This window comes from Mycobacterium timonense, from assembly GCF_025821985.1.
GTDB classification, from domain to species: domain Bacteria; phylum Actinomycetota; class Actinomycetes; order Mycobacteriales; family Mycobacteriaceae; genus Mycobacterium; species Mycobacterium avium.
Genome location: NZ_JACKSY010000013.1, coordinates 152,907 through 169,721, shown reverse-complemented (window position 1 = coordinate 169,721; position 16,815 = coordinate 152,907). Strand labels below are relative to the sequence as shown.

Here is a 16,815-nt window from a genome sequence, read left to right as displayed (position 1 = left end):
GGGATGCTCGGCTACGTTCTCGCCCGGATCGGCCAGTCGGCCATCGTGCTGCTGGCGGTCTTCAGCCTGGTGTTCTGGGGCGTCAGCATCCTGCCGGCCGATCCGGCGGCGATCTTCGTGGCCAAGGGGGAGGGCTACTTCAACCCCGACATCGTCGCGCAGGTCAAGGCGTTCTACGGCTACGACCGGCCGCTGTGGGTGCAGTACTTCGCGCAGCTGAACCAGGTGCTGCACGGGCATTTCGGCTTCTCGCTGTCCAGCGGTCAGGCCGTCACCGACCGGATCGGCGGGGTGATCGGCGAGACCCTGAAACTGGCGGCCACCGCCACCGGGTTCGCGGTGCTGTTCGCGGTGTCGGTCACCGCGCTGGCGACCACGAGCGCGCCGGTGCGGTCGGTGCTGCGCGCGATCCCGCCGCTGTTCGGCGCGGTCCCCACGTTTTGGCTCGGATTGGTTGTGCTGCAAGTGTTTTCGGTGCAGCTGGGCCTGATCTCGTTGTTCCCGGACGGATCCGTGACGTCGCTGCTGGTCGCCGCGCTGGTGCTCGCGGTGCCCGTTTCGGCGCCGATCGCGCAGGTGCTGGGCAAGAACATCGACGCCACGCTGGCGCTGCCGCACGTCAACACCGCGCGGGCCAAGGGCGGCACCCCGGGCTGGGTGATCCGCAAGCACGTCGTGAAGAACGCCGCCGGGCCGGCGCTGACGGTGACCGCGACGACCGTCGGTGCACTGCTGGGCGGCTCGGTGGTCACCGAAACGGTGTTCTCCCGCTCCGGAGTGGGTGCGGTGCTGCTGCAGGCGGTGTCCAGCCAGGACATCTCGCTGATCCAGGGCCTGGTGCTGCTGACGGCGGTGGCGATCGTGGCGGCCAACCTGGCGGTGGACCTGATCTATCCGCTGCTCGACCCGCGGGTCACCCGGGTGCAGCGCCGCGGGTTCACCACCCGGCTGGGCAGGTTCGGATGAGCGCGCGCACGGCGTCCTGGCCGGTGCGGATCTCCGCGGCGGTGCTGATCCTGACCGCCGCCTGGGCGGCGGCTCCAGGGCTGTTCACCGATCGAAACCCGTTGAAGGGCAGGCCGATTGACAAGTTCCAGCCGCCGAGCGCGGCGCACTGGTTCGGCACCGACCACCTGGGCCGGGACGTGCTGACCCGGGTCATCTACGGGACCTCGCACACCGTCGCCACCGCGGGGCTGGCGGTGGCGGTGGGGCTGCTGCTCGGCAGTGCCGTCGGCATCGCCGCCGGCGTCAGCGGACCCGTGGTCGATGCCGTCGCCATGCGAGCGTCCGACGTGTTGCTGGCGCTTCCGGGGTTTCTGACGTCGGTGTGGATCGTCACCGCCTACGGCCCCGGACCGCTGTCGGTCGGCATCGGTGTGGGCATCGGATCGATCGCGGTCTTCGCGCGGGTGTTTCGCGCCGAAGTGCTGCGGGTGCGGGCGCTGGACTACGTCGAGGCCGCCTTCCTGTCCGGCGAGACCCGCTGGTCGGTCATCCGCCGCCACATCGTTCCCAACGCCGCCGGCGCCGTGATCGCGCTGGCGGTGATCGATCTCAGCGGTGCGATCCTGCTGATCTCGGCGTTGGGTTACCTCGGCTACAGCGCCCCGCCGCCGACACCGGAGTGGGGACTGCTGGTCGCCGAGGGCCGCCGCTATCTGGCCACCGCCTGGTGGCTGTCCACCCTGCCCGGCGCCGTCGTCCTGTCGGTGATCCTGGCGCTCGGCGTGCTCAGCCGCCGGGCGCTGACGTCGCACCGCATCTGAACGAGGAGAGAACGCGCAATGGGTCCACCGCTGCTCGACGTGTCCGGTCTGACCGTGACCTATCCCGGTGCGGTGCCCAGGGTGGCGCTGGACCGCGTCGACCTGGCGGTGTCGTCGGGCGAATTCGTCGCCGTGGTCGGTGAATCCGGTTCGGGCAAAACGACTTTGGCCAACGCGGTGGTCGGATTGCTGCCGGCGGCCGCGAGGATCACCGCGGGGTCGTTGACCATCGCCGGTCGCGACGTGCTGGGCCTGAGCGAACGGCAGTGGTGCCGGCTGCGCGGCAGCACCGTGGGATTGGTGCCGCAGGATCCCGCCACGTCGTTGAACCCGGTGCGCAGCATCGGATCCCAGATCGCCGAGATCTTCCCCCTGAAGGGCGAGCGGTTGTCCCGGCGCGAGGCGCGGCGGCGCTGCATCGAGCTGCTGGACCGGGTGGAGATCGACCGCCCCGCGCAGCGCCTGAAACAGTGTCCGGGCGAGCTCTCCGGCGGCATGCGCCAGCGCGTGCTCATCGCGATCGCGTTCGCCCTCAACCCCGGGCTGTTGATCGCCGACGAGCCGACGTCCGCCCTCGACGTGACCGTCCAGCGGCACGTGCTGGCCGTGTTCGATCGGCTGGTCGCCGAGCATCGCACCACCGTCGTCTTCATCACCCACGACATCGGGGTGGCCACCGATCACGCGTCGCGCATCGTGGTGATGCGCGGCGGCGTCGTCGTCGAGGACGCGCCGGCCGAGGCCATCGTCGCGGCCCCGCGCACCGAGTACGCCGCGCATCTCGTCCGCCGGCTCACGGCCTCGGCGCCGGCCGCCGCGCCCGCCGGCTCCGAGGACGTCATCGAGGTCGCCGGCGTCGCCAAGGAGTTCCGGCTCGGTGCCCGGGCCCGGCACACCGCCGTGGCGGAGGTGGCCTTCACCGTCCGGCGGGGCGAGACGCTGGCGCTGGTGGGGGAGTCCGGGTCGGGCAAGTCGACGACGGCGAAAATGGTCGTCGGCCTGCTCACCCCCACCCGGGGAACGGTGCGGGTGCTGGGCCGCGATGTCGCCGCCCTGCCGGCGCGGACCCGGCGCCGGCACTGGCAAGACATCCAGTTCGTCTACCAGAACCCGGGGTCGGCGCTGGACCCGCGCTGGACGGTGCGCCAGATCCTGGACGGCCCGCTGCGGTCCTACCGGGTGGACGACCGGGCCCGCCGCGCGCAGCGCATCGCCGAGGCCCTGGCCAGTGTCGGCTTGAGCGACGACAAGCTGGACCGGCGGCCGGGTGAGCTCTCCGGCGGTGAATGCCAGCGGGTCGCGATCGCCCGCGCCCTGGTGCTGCGCCCGCAGATCGTGGTGCTCGACGAACCGCTGTCCGCGCTCGACGTCGTCACCCAGGACCAGATCGTCGGCCTGCTGCTGCGGCTGCAGCGGCAGCTGGGGCTGACCTATCTGTTCGTCTCGCACGATCTGTCGGTGGTGCGGCGACTGGCGCACCGCGTCGTGGTGCTGCGCGCTGGGCGCGTCGTGGAAACCGGGGACACCGCGGCGGTGTTCGCCGCGCCGGCCGCGGACTACACCCGCGCGCTGCTCGACGCGGTCCCGGGCCGGCGGCTGGCGCATCCGGCGCTGTCCCCCTCCTGAACGTGGGGGCCTGCGCGAATCGGCCTTTCGGAACTCGACATGGGAAGATGGGACCCGTGTTGCGTTGGATCACCGCCGGGGAGTCGCATGGCCGCGCGCTGGTGGCCGTGCTGGAAGGCATGGTCGCCGGGGTGGAGATCACCTCCACCGACATCTCCGAACAGTTGGCCCGGCGCCGCCTCGGGTACGGCCGCGGCGCCCGGATGAGCTTCGAGCGGGACGCGGTGAGCGTGCTGTCCGGGGTGCGGCACGGCCTCACCCTGGGCGGACCGATCGCCGTCGAGATCGGCAACACCGAATGGCCCAAGTGGGAAACCGTGATGGCCACCGACCCGGTCGACCCGGCGCAGCTGGCCGACAGCGCCCGCAACGCCCCGCTCACCCGGCCGCGGCCCGGCCACGCCGACTACGCCGGCATGCTCAAATACGGGTTCGACGACGCCCGGCCGGTGCTGGAGCGGGCCAGCGCCCGCGAGACCGCGGCGCGGGTGGCCGCGGGCACCATCGCCCGGTCGTTCCTGCGCCAGGCGCTCGGCGTCGAGGTGCTCTCGCACGTGATCGCGATCGGCCCGTCGGCGCCGTACGAAGGGCCGCCCCCGGGCCCGGGCGACCTGCCCGCGATCGACGCCAGCCCGGTGCGCGCCTACGACGAGGCGGCGGAACAGGCGATGATCGCCGAGATCGAGGCCGCCAAGAAGGACGGCGACACCCTGGGCGGCGTGGTCGAGGTGGTGGCGCTGGGGCTGCCCGTCGGGCTGGGCTCGTTCACCAGCGGCGACAACCGGCTGGACGGTCAGCTGGCCGCCGCGGTGATGGGCATCCAGGCGATCAAGGGGGTGGAGATCGGCGACGGTTTCGCCACCGCCCGCCGCCGCGGCAGCCAGGCCCACGACGAGATGTACCCCGGCCCCGACGGCGTGGTCCGCTCGACCAACCGGGCCGGCGGGCTGGAGGGCGGCATGACCAACGGCCAGCCGCTGCGGGTGCGCGCCGCGATGAAGCCGATCTCCACCGTGCCGCGGGCGCTGGCCACCGTCGACATGGCCACCGGCGACGAGGCCGTCGCCATCCACCAGCGCTCGGACGTATGCGCGGTGCCGGCCGCCGGGGTGGTGGTCGAGGCCATGGTGGCGCTGGTGCTGGCCCGCGCGGCGCTGCAGAAGTTCGGCGGCGACTCGCTGGCCGAGACCCGCCGCAACATCGACGCCTACCGGCGGGCGGTCGCCGAGCGCGAGGCGCCGGCCGCCCGGGGAACCGCGTGATGGCGCCCAAAGCGGTGCTGATCGGGCTGCCGGGCTCCGGCAAGTCCACCATCGGGCGGCGGCTGGCCAAGGCGCTCGGGGTGGGTTTCCTGGACACCGATGCGGCCATCGAGCAGCGCACCGGCCGGCCCATCGCCGAGATCTTCGCCACCGACGGCGAGCGGGAGTTCCGCCGCATCGAGGAGGAGGTGGTGCGCGCGGCGCTGACCGAGCACGACGGCGTGCTGTCGCTGGGCGGCGGCGCGGTCACCAGCCCCGGGGTGCGCGAGGCGCTGGCCGGCCACACCGTCGTCTACCTGGAGATCAGCGCCACCGAGGGGGTGCGGCGCACCGGCGGCAACACGGTGCGCCCGCTGCTGGCCGGGCCGGATCGCGCCGAGAAGTACCGCGCGCTGCTGGCCGAGCGCAGCCCGCTGTACCGGCGGGCCGCCACCATCCGGGTCGACACCAACCGGCGCAACCCCGGCGCGGTGGTGCGCTACATCGTGTCGCGGCTGCCCGCCACCGATGCCTGCCGGGCCGCCACATGAGAACCACCCGCGAACCGGTGACCGTGCAGGTGGCCGTCGACCCGCCCTACCCGGTGATCATCGGCACCGGGCTGCTGGGCGAGCTGGACGAACTGCTCGGCGCCCGGCACAAGGTCGCCGTCGTGCACCAGCCCGTACTCGCCGAGACCGCCGAGGTGATCCGAAAGCGGTTGGCGGACAAGGGTGTTGACGCGCACCGCATCGAGATCCCGGACGCCGAGGACGGCAAGGACCTCCCGGTCGTCGGCTTTTTGTGGGAAGTGTTGGGCCGCATCGGAATCGGGCGCAAGGACGCGTTGGTCAGCCTGGGCGGTGGTGCGGCCACCGACGTCGCCGGTTTCGCGGCGGCCACCTGGCTGCGCGGCGTCGACATCGTGCACGTGCCCACCACCCTGCTCGGCATGGTCGACGCCGCCGTCGGCGGCAAGACCGGCATCAACACCGACGCCGGCAAGAACCTGGTCGGCGCCTTCCACCAGCCGCTCGCGGTGCTGGTCGACCTCGCGACGCTACACACGTTGCCGCCCAACGAGTTGGTGGCCGGCATGGCCGAAGTCGTCAAGGCCGGCTTCATCGCCGATCCGGCGATCCTCGACCTCATCGAGGCCGATCCGCGGGCCGCGGTGGACCCGTCCGGCGAGGTGCTGGCCGAGCTGGTCCAGCGCGCCATCGCGGTCAAGGCCGACGTCGTCGCCGCCGACGAGAAGGAGTCGGAGCTGCGCGAAATCCTCAACTACGGGCACACGTTGGGGCATGCGATCGAGCGCCGCGAGCGCTACCGGTGGCGGCACGGCGCGGCAGTGTCGGTGGGCCTGGTCTTCGCCGCCGAGCTGGCCCGGTTGGCCGGGCGGCTCGACGACGCCACCGCGCGGCGGCACCGCACCATCTTGTCCGCGCTCGGCCTGCCGGTCAGCTACGACGCCGACGCGCTGCCGCAGCTGCTGGAATACATGGCCGGGGACAAGAAGTCCCGCGCCGGGGTGCTGCGGTTCGTGGTGTTGGACGGATTGGCCAAGCCGGGCCGGCTGGCCGGCCCGGACCCGTCGCTGCTGGCGGCGGCGTATGCCGCCCTGGCCGACGAGGACGCCTCATGATCGTGCAGGTGATCAACGGCCCGAACCTGGGCCGGCTGGGCCGGCGCGAGCCCGACGTGTACGGCGACACCACGCACGACCAGCTGGCCGCGCTGATCGAGGCCGAGGCCGCCGCGCTGGGGCTGAAAGCCATTGTGCGGCAAAGCGACAGCGAAGCCGAACTGCTGGACTGGATCCACGGGGCGGCCGACGCGAACCAGCCGGTGATCCTCAACGCCGGCGGTCTGACCCACACCTCGGTGGCGTTGCGTGATGCGTGCGCGGAGCTGAGCGCCCCGCTGATCGAGGTGCACATCTCGAATGTGCATGCGCGCGAAGAGTTTCGGCGGCATTCCTACCTGAGCCCGGTGGCCACCGGGGTGATCGTCGGGCTGGGGGTGCAGGGCTATCTGCTCGCCCTGCGCTACCTGGCCGGCCGGCCCGCCTAGGCCTTGCCGGGTTCGCCGCCCGGTTCGGGCTCGGTGCGGATCACCTCGGTCTTCGGGTCGTCCCCGGCGCTGGGGATCGTCTCGGTGGGCGATTCGGCCTCCCGCTCGGCGGTGGCGACCGCCGCGGTGTGCGCCTCGGTCTGGGCGCCGGCCGCGGGAATCTCGCCGGTGGGCGCGTCGTCGCCGCGCACCGCGGAGAAAACGTCGGTGTCGGCGCGCTCGTCGTCGTGGCCGGGCCGGCGCGGCGGCGGGTTGCGGTCCACCCGCCAGCGGCCGATGGTCACGCCGATGATGCCGGGCAGAAAGACGCACAGCGCGGTGAACGCCGCGAACGTCGTCACCTCGTTGATCAGCCCGCCGGTGTAGAGGCCCTTGTACACCAGGGCGATCAGCCAGGAGACGGCGCCGCTGAGCACGCCCGCGACCAGGCCGGCCAGCAGCCAGGTCATCGCCAGGTCGCCGCGGCGGTCCGGGTCGGGGTTGGCGATTGCGTCGGCCCGGCCGTCGAACACGCCCCAGACCGCCACCGCGATGACGAACAACAGCAGCAGCACCACGCTGAACAGCCCGGCCTGCGTCTGCCACGCGTTGATCAGCGCACCCTGGAACAATCGGACGACGACCATCGCCGCGGCGTACACCAATCCGCGCAGCATCCAGTTACTCATGGCCCAAAAGCGTAGCGAGTACCGTCAAGACCCGTGACACATTCTCAACGCCGGGACCGGCTCAGGGCACGACTCGAGGCCGACGGACTGGATGCGCTGCTGGTCACGGACCTGATCAACGTCCGCTACCTGTCCGGATTCACCGGCTCCAACGGCGCGTTGCTGGTGTTCGCCGACGACCGGCCCCCGGTGCTGGCGACCGACGGCCGGTACCGGACCCAGGCCGCCGAGCAGGCCCCCGACCTCGACGTCGCCATCGAACGCGCGCTGGGCCGCTATCTGGCCGGCCGCGCCGCCGAGGCGGGCGCACGCACCCTGGGCTTCGAGAGCAACGTGGTCACCGTCGACGGATTCGACGCCCTGACGGGTGAGCTGGACGGCCGCAAGGCAGCCACCGAGCTGGTCAAGGCCGCCGGCACCGTCGAGGCGTTGCGCGAGGTCAAGGACGCCGGCGAGGTCGCGCTGCTGCGGCTGGCCTGCGAGGCGGCCGACGCCGCGCTCACCGCGCTGGTGGACGGCGGCGGGCTGCGGCCCGGCCGCACCGAACGCGAGGTCAGCCGGGAGCTGGAGGCGCTGATGCTCGACCACGGCGCCGACGGGATCTCCTTCGAGACCATCGTGGCGACCGGCGCCAACTCGGCGATCCCGCATCACCGCCCCACCGACGCGGTGCTGGCCGACGGCGACTTCGTCAAGATCGACTTCGGGGCGCTGGTCGGCGGCTACCACTCCGACATGACCCGCACCTTCGTGCTGACCAAGGCGGCCGACTGGCAGCTGGAGATCTACCGGCTGGTCGCCGACGCGCAGCGGGCCGGCCGGGAGGCGCTGCGGGCCGGCGCCGACCTGCGCGAGGTGGACGCCGCGGCCCGCCGGGTGATCGCTGACGCCGGCTACGGCGAGCAGTTCAGCCACAGCCTGGGCCACGGCGTCGGGTTGGAGATCCACGAGGCGCCGGGCATCGGCGCCACCTCCACCGGCACGCTGCGCGCCGAATCGGTGGTGACCGTGGAGCCCGGCGTCTATCTGCCCGGCCGCGGCGGCGTGCGCATCGAGGACACGTTGGTGGTGCCGCCGGAGACCGCCGGCAAGCCCCCCGAGCTGCTGACCAGGTTCCCCAAGGAGCTGGCCGTCCTGGCCTGACGCCCGCCGGCGCCCTCTAAACTGGCCGACAAGTCCCACGACGGCCGCACCGCCGGCCGTCCATCCCCGAGGAGATATAGGCGCACCGTGGCAAGCACTGCCGATTTCAAGAATGGACTGGTCCTGGTGATCGACGGCCAGCTGTGGCAGATCGTCGAGTTCCAACACGTCAAACCCGGCAAGGGCCCGGCGTTCGTGCGGACCAAGCTGAAGAACGTGCTGTCCGGCAAGGTCGTCGACAAGACCTACAACGCGGGGGTGAAGGTGGAGACCGCCACCGTCGACCGCCGCGACACCACCTACCTGTACCGCGACGGCAGCGACTTCGTCTTCATGGACAGCCAGGACTACGAGCAGCACCCGCTGCCCGAGTCGCTGGTGGGCGACGCGGCCCGGTTCCTGCTGGAGGGCATGCCGGTGCAGGTGGCGTTCCACAACGGGTCGCCGCTGTACATCGAGTTGCCGGTGTCGGTCGAGATGGAGGTCACCCACACCGAGCCCGGCCTGCAGGGCGACCGGTCCAGCGCGGGCACCAAACCCGCCACCGTGGAAACCGGCGCGGAGATCCAGGTGCCGCTGTTCATCAACACCGGCGACAAGCTCAAGGTGGACACCCGCGACGGCAGCTACCTGGGGCGCGTCAACGCGTGAGCAAACCCCTGAGGGGACGCCATCAGGCCCGCAAGCGCGCGGTCGACCTGCTGTTCGAGGCCGAGGCGCGGGGGTTGAGCCCGGCCGAGGTGGTCGACGTCCGGACCGGCCTGGCCGACACCAACCCCGAAGTGGCGCCCCTGCAGCCGTACACGGCCGCGGTGGCCCGCGGGGTGGGCGACCACGCCGCCCACATCGACGACCTGATCAGCTCGCACCTGCAGGGCTGGACGCTGGACCGGCTGCCCGCCGTGGACCGCGCCATCCTGCGGGTGGCGGTGTGGGAGCTGCTGTACGCCGACGACGTGCCCGAGCCGGTCGCCGTCGACGAGGCCGTCCAGCTGGCCAAGGAGCTGTCCACCGACGACTCGCCGGGCTTCGTCAACGGCGTGCTGGGCCAGGTCATGCTGGTGACGCCGCAGATCAGGGCGGCCGCCCGGGCGGTGCGGGGTCCCCGGGACACGTGACCCGGTTGGAGCTGCGCCTGGTCGTCGCGGCCGTGCTGGCGGCGACGGTGGTGGTGGGCGCGGTGGTGTGCGCCGCCTACCACCTGAGCATCGTCGCCTCGGTGCTGGCGATCTACGCCCTGGGCGTGGGCGCCTGGCTGTATCACTGCGTCGAACGGGTGGCGGTGGCCCGCCGGATCAGCACCGTGCGCTCGGCGGCCACGCCGCTGCGGCCGCTGCTGCCGGTGATGGCCGCGATCATGGGCCTGACCCAGGGCGTGGTGCGCTCACTGTCCGACGTCACCGAGCTGCCGGTCCGCCGCTGGGAGCTGCCCGTGCTGCGCTGGCTGGACGGCGGCCGGGGTAACCGGCGGGTGATCGACGGTGACGACGAGCCGGATCGCTGACCAAGCTGAGGTGAAACGACCACGGGCGGGGGCGCGGCGGGATGACAATACGAGCTGGACTGCAGCGGCGGCGATGCGAGAAGAGCAGGTGAGGTCATGATCCGATACAGCACCCAGCCGCGACGGCTGCGGGTGTCCGCGCTGGCGGCCGTGGCCAACCCGTCGTACGCCCGGGTGGACACCTGGAATCTGCTCGACGACGCCTGCCGGCACCTCGCCGAGGTCGACCTGGCCGGGCTGGACAAGACCCACGACGTGGCCCGGGTGAAGCGCCTGCTGGACCGCATCGCCGCCTACGAGCGCTACTGGCTGTACCCCGGCGCGGAGAACCTGGCGATCTTCCGCGCCCACCTGGAGAGCCTGTCCACGGTGCGGCTCACCGAGGAGGTCTCCCTGGCGGTGCGGCTGTTGAGCGAATACGGCGATCGCGCAGGGCTTTTCGACACGTCGGCGCCGCTGGACGACCAGGAGCTGGTGGCGCAGGCCAAGCAACAGCATTTCTACACCGTGCTGCTGGCCGACGACGCCCCCAGCACCGCACCGGACAGCCTGGCCGAATGCCTGCGGGCGCTGCGCAACCCGTCCGACGACGTGCAGTTCGAGATCCTGGTGGTGCCCAGCGTCGAGGACGCTATCACCGCGGTCGCGCTGAACGGGGAGATCCAGGCCGCGATCATCCGCGACGACCTGCCGCTGCGCTCCCGCGACCGGCTGCCGCTGATGAACACCCTGCTCGGGCCCAACGAGGACGCGGACGGCGTCATCCCCGACCGCGCCAACGACTGGGTGGAGTGCGGCGAGTGGATCCGCGAGCTGCGCCCGCACATCGACCTGTATCTGCTCACCGACGAGTCGATCGCGGCGGGCGACGACACCGAACCCGACGTCTACGACCGCACCTTCTACCGGCTCAACGACGTCACCGACCTGCACAGCACGGTGCTCGCCGGGCTGCGGAACCGTTATGCCACACCGTTTTTCGACGCGCTGCGGGCGTACGCGGCGGCCCCGGTCGGCCAGTTCCACGCGCTGCCGGTGGCGCGCGGGGCCAGCATCTTCAACTCCCGCTCGCTGCAGGACATGGGGGAGTTCTACGGCCGCAACATCTTCATGGCCGAAACCTCCACCACCTCCGGCGGCCTGGACTCGCTGCTGGACCCGCACGGCAACATCAAGAAGGCGATGGACAAGGCGGCCAAGACCTGGAACGCCGACCACACCTATTTCGTCACCAACGGCACGTCGACCGCCAACAAGATCGTCGTGCAGTCACTGACCCGGCCCGGCGACATCGTGCTGATCGACCGCAACTGCCACAAATCGCACCACTACGGGCTGGTGCTGGCCGGGGCGTACCCGCTGTACCTGGACGCCTATCCGTTGCCGCAGTTCGCGATCTACGGGGCGGTGTCGCTGCGCACCATCAAGCAGACCCTGCTCGACCTGGAGGCGGCCGGGCAGCTGCACCGGGTGCGGATGCTGCTGCTGACCAACTGCACCTTCGACGGCGTGGTCTACAACCCGCTGCAGGTCATGCAGGAGGTGCTGGCGATCAAACCGGACATCTGCTTTTTGTGGGACGAGGCGTGGTACGCGTTCGCCACCGCCGTGCCGTGGGCCCGGCAGCGCACCGCGATGGTGGCCGCCGAGCGGCTCGAGCAGATGCTGGCCTCGCCGGATTACGTTGAGCAGTACCGGAAATGGGCCGCGTCGATGCAGGGCGTGGACCGTTCGGAGTGGATCGAGCGGGAGCTGCTGCCCGACCCGGCCACCGCCCGGGTGCGGGTCTACGCCACCCATTCCACGCACAAGTCGCTCTCGGCGCTGCGCCAGGCGTCGATGATCCACGTGCGGGACCAGGATTTCAACGCGCTCACCCGCGACGCGTTCGGTGAGGCGTTTTTGACCCACACCTCGACCTCGCCCAACCAGCAGCTGCTGGCGTCGCTGGATCTGGCCCGCCGCCAGGTCGACATCGAGGGCTTCCAGCTGGTCCGGCAGGTCTACGACATGGCGCTGGTGTTCCGGCACCGGGTCCGCAAGGACCGGTTGATCAGCAAGTGGTTCCGCATCCTCGACGAGTCCGACCTGGTGCCCGAGGAGTTCCGGGCGTCGTCGGTGAGCTCCTACCGCGAGGTTCGGCAGGGGGCGCTGGCCGAGTGGAACGAGGCGTGGCGCTCCGACCAGTTCGTGCTGGACGCCACCCGGGTCACCCTGTTCGTCGGCGCCACCGGCATGAACGGGTACGACTTCCGGGAGAAGATCCTGATGGAGCGCTTCGGCATCCAGATCAACAAGACCTCGATCAACAGCGTGCTGCTGATCTTCACCATCGGCGTCACCTGGTCCAGCGTCCACTATCTGCTCGACGTGTTACGAAGGGTGGCAACGGATTTCGATCGCATCCAGAAGGAGGCCAGCGCCGCCGACCGGGCGCTGCAACGACGCCACGTCGAGGAGATCACCGAGGACCTGCCGCACCTGCCCGACTTCAGCGAATTCGACGTCGCCTTCCGGCCGGTCGACGAATGCAACTTCGGCGACATGCGGTCGGCGTTCTACGCCGGGTACGAGGAGTCCGACCGCGAGCACGTGCTGATCGGCACGGCCGGGCGGCGGCTGGCCGAGGGCAAGAACCTGGTGTCGACCACCTTCGTGGTGCCCTACCCGCCGGGTTTCCCGGTGCTGGTGCCCGGCCAGGTGGTGTCCAAGGAGATCGTCTACTTCCTGGCCCAGCTCGACGTGAAGGAAATCCACGGCTACAACCCGGATTTGGGGCTGTCGGTGTTCACCGACACCGCGCTGGCGCGGATGGAGGCGCAGCGCAACGCCGCGACCGCCGCGGTGGGTTCGGTGACCGCGGCCTTCGAGTTGCCCGCGGACGCCTCCGGCGGCAACGGCGCGCACAACGGCGCCGGCGCGGTGCCGTCGGTCGCCGACGGAGGCTGAGCTCTCAGCCGGTGGCCGGGGTCGGCCCGGCGGGGCAGGTGGTGCGGGCCGAGGTGTGCGGGGCGCTCACCGGCCAGTCGGCCACGCCGCGGTGGATGCCCCGGATGAGGGCGTCCCGGCCGGCCGCGGCCTGGTCCCGGCAACTCGAACTCAGCGTGCCGAACGGGCTCGGGTCGGCGCCGGCCGGCGCCGCCACCAGCACCCCGGAGCCCACCGCGACGACGGCGGCGACCAGCATCCGGGCCATCGCTCGATGCTCACGGCGCGGCGGGCGTGCAGTACCAACCATGTCGGTGCCAGCCTAGGACGGGGCCGCTGAGAGGCCGCTGAGAAGCGCACCGTTCTCGGTGTTCTCCGGCGGGCCGCGGGCCTGCAGAATCGAAGGCGTGCACCTGGGTATCTCCGCCCGCTCGGCGGCGGTCGCGGCGATCGTCGTCTTCTGCGCGCTGACGGTGGCCGGCGCGGGATTGGACGCCATCCTGTACCGGTCGCTGCTGTCCGGCGTGGATTACGCTGCGGCCGAACGGGTTCGCGACATCGCCAAGGCGCTGCAGTCGGATTCACGCGAGGAACTCGACAACGCCCTGCTGACCACCGACCAGCGGGTGGTGGCCACCCAGTTGATCGGTCCGGACGGCAGCGTGGTCAAGCGGTCCGGCTCCGCGCCGGCCACCCCGTTGGTGCCGACCGCCGATTTCGACTTCACCCTGCGCCGCGGCCTGCCCGACGACGCGGTGTCCGGCGACGACATGCGGGTCAGCGGCCAGAAGGTCGCCACCCGGTCGGGGGTGTACACGGTGCTGGTCGGCGGGGGCAGCGAGGCGGTCGAGGCGACCGCACGCACCCTGGCGATCCTGTTGGCCACCACCGCGCCGGTCATCGTCGCGGTGGCGGCCGGCGCGACGTACTGGCTGGTGCGCCGATCGCTGAAGTCGGTGGACGCGATCCGCGCCCGGGTGGCCGACATCTCGGCGTCGGACCTGGCCGAGCGGGTGCCGGTCCCGGACGGCCGCGACGAGATCGCGGCCCTGGCGGTCACCATGAACGAGATGCTGTCCCGGCTCGAAGCGGGACACCGTGCGCAGCAACGCTTTGTCGGCGACGCGTCGCACGAGCTGCGCAGCCCGCTGACCACCATCATCTCCGGGCTGGAGGTGGCCGAGGCGCACCCCGAGCTGCTGGACGCCGAGCTGGCGGTCAACACCCTGCTGCCCGAGGCGCACCGGATGCGCGCCCTGATCGACGACCTGCTGTTGCTGGCCCGCGCCGACGAGCGAAACCTGTTGCGGCGCAAGGAGCTGGTGGCCCTCGACGATCTCGCCGAGGCGGAAGCCGCCCGGGTGCGCCGCGACGCCGACTGCGCGGTCCACACCGATATCCGCCCGGCGCGGCTGCTCGCCGACCCGGCAGCCATGACGCGCATGATCCGCAACCTGGTGGATAACGCTGTGCGCCACGCGGTTTCGTGCGTCGCCATCGAGGTCGGCAGCCGTGACGGGACGGCGGTGCTCACCGTCGGCGATGACGGCCCGGGCATACCGCCGGCGCAGCGAAGCCGGGTGTTCGAGCGGTTCGTGCGGCTGGACACCGATCGCGCGCGCAGCGGCGGTGGGGCCGGGCTGGGCCTGGCCATCGTCGCCGAGGTGGTCGCCGCGCACGGCGGCACCGTCACCATCGGGGACCGGCCGGGCGGGGGCACCACCCTGACGGTGGCCCTGCCGCAACACCCGGCTCAGCACAGCAGCCGGTAACCGACCCCCCGGATCGTCTCAATGGTGTTGGTGCCGAACGGAACATCGATCTTGCGGCGCAGGTAGCCCACGTACACCTCGACCACGTTGTCCGGCCCGTGGTGATGCGCGTCCCACACGTTCGCCAGGATGTCGGCCTTGGTCACCACCACGTCCTTGTTGCGCATCAGGAACTCCAGCACCCCGTACTCGCGCGGCGTCAGCGCGATCGGCGTGGAGCCGCGCTGGACGGTGTGCCGGGCCGGATCCAGCGACAGCGACCCGGCCGTCAGCACCACCGGCCGCTCCGGCGCGCCGCGGCGCACCAGCGCCCGCAGCCGCGCCACCAGCACCCGGAACGAAAACGGTTTGGTCAGATAGTCATCCGCACCCAGGTCGAAGGCGTCGGTCTCGTCGTACTCGCCGTCCTTGGCGGTCAGCATGAGCACCGGTGTCCACACGTTGTTCGACCGCATCCGCCGCAGCACCTCGTACCCGCTGCGGCCGGGCAGCATGATGTCGAGAATGACGACGTCGAAAGGGTTTTCGGTGGCCTCGGCCAGGCCGTCGACGCCGTTGCCGACGGTCACCACCACGAATCCCTCCGCCTTGAGTCCCCGCGCAACCGTCGCCGCCAGCCGGGGCTCGTCCTCGACGAGCAGGACTCTCATGCGTTCACGCTACGTCGACCCCCGCTAGTCGGGCCAGCGGGCCTCGATGAGCACCTCGGCGAACGGGCCGCCCATCCGGGCGAACCGGTTCGTCGCCACCCACAGCACGCCCGGATCCTCCAGCCTGATGCGCACCGGGTGGCCGAGCAGCGTCTCGCCGGGATCGGTGTGGCTGACGAACGTCGCCGGCCGGGTCAGATCGACGTCGACCGTCCAGCCGGGCCAAGGGGATTCGAAGAAATCGCGGTTGAACCACATGGTGGGGCATTCGTGGATCGGCTGTTCCCGCAAGCCCATCGGGGGAAGCATCATCAGCGGCGCCCCGACCCGCTGCCGTGGCACGGGTGGCATGCCCGCTCCTTCGTCCGGTCCTGATTTGGTCTCGCCGCCGACGACGGTACGCAGAATTCGCTGTGAAATCGTTGAGAGTCAGGTCGCGGTGGGGGATTGCGCCGCACCGGCTTCCGGCCGTCCGGGGTGCCGGCCCGGCCGCTGCGGTATCACGATGAGCAGCACGGCGATCAGCGCCGCCAGCACCGCCGTGGCCAGCGGGCGGCTCCACGCCAGGCCACCCTGGGCGACGGGCTTGTCGATGAAATCGCCGACGGTCGCCCCCAGCGGCCGGGTGAGGATGAACGCGACCCAGAACAGGGCGACCCGCGACACGCCCGTCCAGAAGTACAGGCCGGCGACCACGAGCAGGCCCGCCGCGAAGACCAGGGCGCCGCGCCGGTAGCCGAAGTCGCGGGTGTCGGCCAGCCAGTCGCCCAGCGCGGTGCCCAGCGTCTGGGAGAACGTGATGGTCGCCCAGTAGAAGGCCTCGACCTTCGGCGTGTGCACGGTCGCGACCGACACCGTGCCCTGCGACCAGCGCCAAATACCCAAAGTGGCCAGCAGACAAGCCAACAGCAGCAGCGACCCGCCGGTGTAGCCGATGCCCAGCGAACGGTCGGCGAAGTCGGCCAGCACGGTGCCGAACGTGGTCGACGCCACGATCGTCGCCCAATAGAGGACGGGGTGAAAGCGCGCGGCCAGGATCTGCGCCGTCACCAGCAGCACCAGCGTGACACCGAAGAGCGCCACCCCGGCCGCGTAGCCCCAATCCAGCGTCATCGTGACGGTGTCGCCGCCGGTTTCGCCCAGCGTCGTCGCCAACACCTTGATCACCCAGAAGCCCAGCGTGATCGCGGGCACCTTGGTCCAGGTCTGGCTCGACACCCCGTCAGCTGCGCTCATGTGCGGTCATCCTCCGTCATCGGGATGTTCAGCATGCCCACCGTAGCGTGACCGGGCCGGCAGTTCTGCTCATCCGGATCACAAACCCGCCCGGTGGCCGCGGGTGGCGCAATGACCCGGCGCGCCGCGGTTTTGGCTGGTCGGGCCCGAACGCCACCCGGCGCAATGCCGTCGGTCGCCGGCTGCGACCCCGGTCGCCGGCCCG

18 protein-coding genes are annotated in these 16,815 nt (G+C 71.3%); 13 read left to right on the top strand and 5 right to left on the bottom strand.

Annotated features, from left to right (window positions below; all coding sequences use genetic code 11):
* The first annotated feature begins 3 nt into the window (after nt 1-3).
* The 7 genes from H7I87_RS04115 to aroQ are packed head-to-tail and all read left to right on the top strand — an operon-like array spanning nt 4 to nt 6,709.
* Nucleotides 4-966, top strand: a complete 963-nt coding sequence (locus H7I87_RS04115) for an ABC transporter permease (RefSeq protein WP_023881880.1) — start codon at nt 4-6, stop codon at nt 964-966.
* Complete coding sequence (locus tag H7I87_RS04110) at nt 963-1,769, top strand: ABC transporter permease (protein WP_023873672.1); 807 nt, start codon at nt 963-965, stop codon at nt 1,767-1,769. The genes H7I87_RS04115 and H7I87_RS04110 overlap by 4 nt, the downstream gene beginning before the upstream one ends.
* Nucleotides 1,770-1,787: 18 nt before the next feature.
* Entirely contained in the window at nt 1,788-3,395 is a 1,608-nt protein-coding gene (locus H7I87_RS04105) for an ABC transporter ATP-binding protein (RefSeq protein WP_063967097.1), read from the top strand.
* 56 nt (nt 3,396-3,451) lie between these two features.
* Entirely contained in the window at nt 3,452-4,657 is a 1,206-nt protein-coding gene (gene aroC, locus H7I87_RS04100) for a chorismate synthase (RefSeq protein ID WP_011725453.1), read from the top strand.
* Complete coding sequence (locus H7I87_RS04095) at nt 4,657-5,187, top strand: shikimate kinase (RefSeq protein ID WP_003872632.1); 531 nt, start codon at nt 4,657-4,659, stop codon at nt 5,185-5,187. Before aroC ends, H7I87_RS04095 begins: the two co-directional genes overlap by 1 nt.
* Nucleotides 5,184-6,281 (top strand): 3-dehydroquinate synthase, encoded by a 1,098-nt coding sequence (gene aroB / locus H7I87_RS04090; RefSeq protein ID WP_003877609.1) that lies wholly within the window; start codon nt 5,184-5,186, stop codon nt 6,279-6,281. Before H7I87_RS04095 ends, aroB begins: the two co-directional genes overlap by 4 nt.
* Entirely contained in the window at nt 6,278-6,709 is a 432-nt protein-coding gene (gene aroQ, locus H7I87_RS04085) for a type II 3-dehydroquinate dehydratase (RefSeq protein ID WP_003872630.1), read from the top strand. Before aroB ends, aroQ begins: the two co-directional genes overlap by 4 nt.
* On the opposite strand, the gene H7I87_RS04080 is transcribed toward aroQ, so the two are convergent.
* Complete coding sequence (locus tag H7I87_RS04080; protein ID WP_003877611.1) at nt 6,706-7,377, bottom strand: B-4DMT family transporter; 672 nt, start codon at nt 7,375-7,377, stop codon at nt 6,706-6,708. The genes aroQ and H7I87_RS04080 overlap by 4 nt on opposite strands.
* A gap of 33 nt (nt 7,378-7,410) precedes the next feature.
* Between H7I87_RS04080 and H7I87_RS04075 the strand changes: the two genes are divergently transcribed.
* The 5 genes from H7I87_RS04075 to H7I87_RS04055 all read left to right on the top strand — a co-directional run bounded on the left by H7I87_RS04075 (nt 7,411) and on the right by H7I87_RS04055 (nt 12,973).
* Entirely contained in the window at nt 7,411-8,520 is a 1,110-nt protein-coding gene (locus H7I87_RS04075) for a M24 family metallopeptidase (RefSeq protein WP_003872628.1), read from the top strand.
* An 87-nt stretch (nt 8,521-8,607) separates the two neighbouring features.
* A complete protein-coding gene (gene efp, locus H7I87_RS04070; RefSeq protein WP_003872627.1) occupies nt 8,608-9,171 on the top strand; it encodes an elongation factor P in 564 nt (187 codons plus the stop codon).
* A complete protein-coding gene (nusB, locus tag H7I87_RS04065; RefSeq protein ID WP_003872626.1) occupies nt 9,168-9,638 on the top strand; it encodes a transcription antitermination factor NusB in 471 nt (156 codons plus the stop codon). Before efp ends, nusB begins: the two co-directional genes overlap by 4 nt.
* Entirely contained in the window at nt 9,635-10,024 is a 390-nt protein-coding gene (locus tag H7I87_RS04060) for a hypothetical protein (RefSeq protein WP_023881874.1), read from the top strand. The genes nusB and H7I87_RS04060 overlap by 4 nt, the downstream gene beginning before the upstream one ends.
* A 96-nt stretch (nt 10,025-10,120) precedes the next feature.
* Complete coding sequence (locus H7I87_RS04055) at nt 10,121-12,973, top strand: aminotransferase class I/II-fold pyridoxal phosphate-dependent enzyme (RefSeq protein ID WP_009977695.1); 2,853 nt, start codon at nt 10,121-10,123, stop codon at nt 12,971-12,973.
* Between the two features lie 4 nt (nt 12,974-12,977).
* Here the strand turns inward: H7I87_RS04055 and H7I87_RS04050 are convergent, their stop codons facing one another.
* Nucleotides 12,978-13,220 carry a hypothetical protein gene (locus tag H7I87_RS04050; protein ID WP_011725451.1) on the bottom strand — a complete coding sequence of 81 codons (243 nt, stop codon included), beginning with the start codon at nt 13,218-13,220 and terminating at the stop codon, nt 12,978-12,980.
* Nucleotides 13,221-13,320: 100 nt separating this feature from the next.
* On the opposite strand from H7I87_RS04050, the gene H7I87_RS04045 reads away from it, so the two are divergent.
* A complete protein-coding gene (locus H7I87_RS04045; RefSeq protein ID WP_011725450.1) occupies nt 13,321-14,724 on the top strand; it encodes a HAMP domain-containing sensor histidine kinase in 1,404 nt (467 codons plus the stop codon).
* Here H7I87_RS04045 and H7I87_RS04040 read toward each other — a convergent pair.
* From H7I87_RS04040 to H7I87_RS04030, 3 genes are all read right to left on the bottom strand, one after another.
* Entirely contained in the window at nt 14,706-15,374 is a 669-nt protein-coding gene (locus H7I87_RS04040) for a response regulator transcription factor (RefSeq protein WP_011725449.1), read from the bottom strand. The two genes, H7I87_RS04045 and H7I87_RS04040, sit on opposite strands and share 19 nt — an antisense overlap.
* A gap of 24 nt (nt 15,375-15,398) precedes the next feature.
* Complete coding sequence (locus tag H7I87_RS04035; RefSeq protein WP_011725448.1) at nt 15,399-15,716, bottom strand: hypothetical protein; 318 nt, start codon at nt 15,714-15,716, stop codon at nt 15,399-15,401.
* An 87-nt stretch (nt 15,717-15,803) separates the two neighbouring features.
* Complete coding sequence (locus H7I87_RS04030) at nt 15,804-16,610, bottom strand: COG4705 family protein (RefSeq protein WP_011725447.1); 807 nt, start codon at nt 16,608-16,610, stop codon at nt 15,804-15,806.
* Nucleotides 16,611-16,815 lie beyond the last annotated feature (205 nt).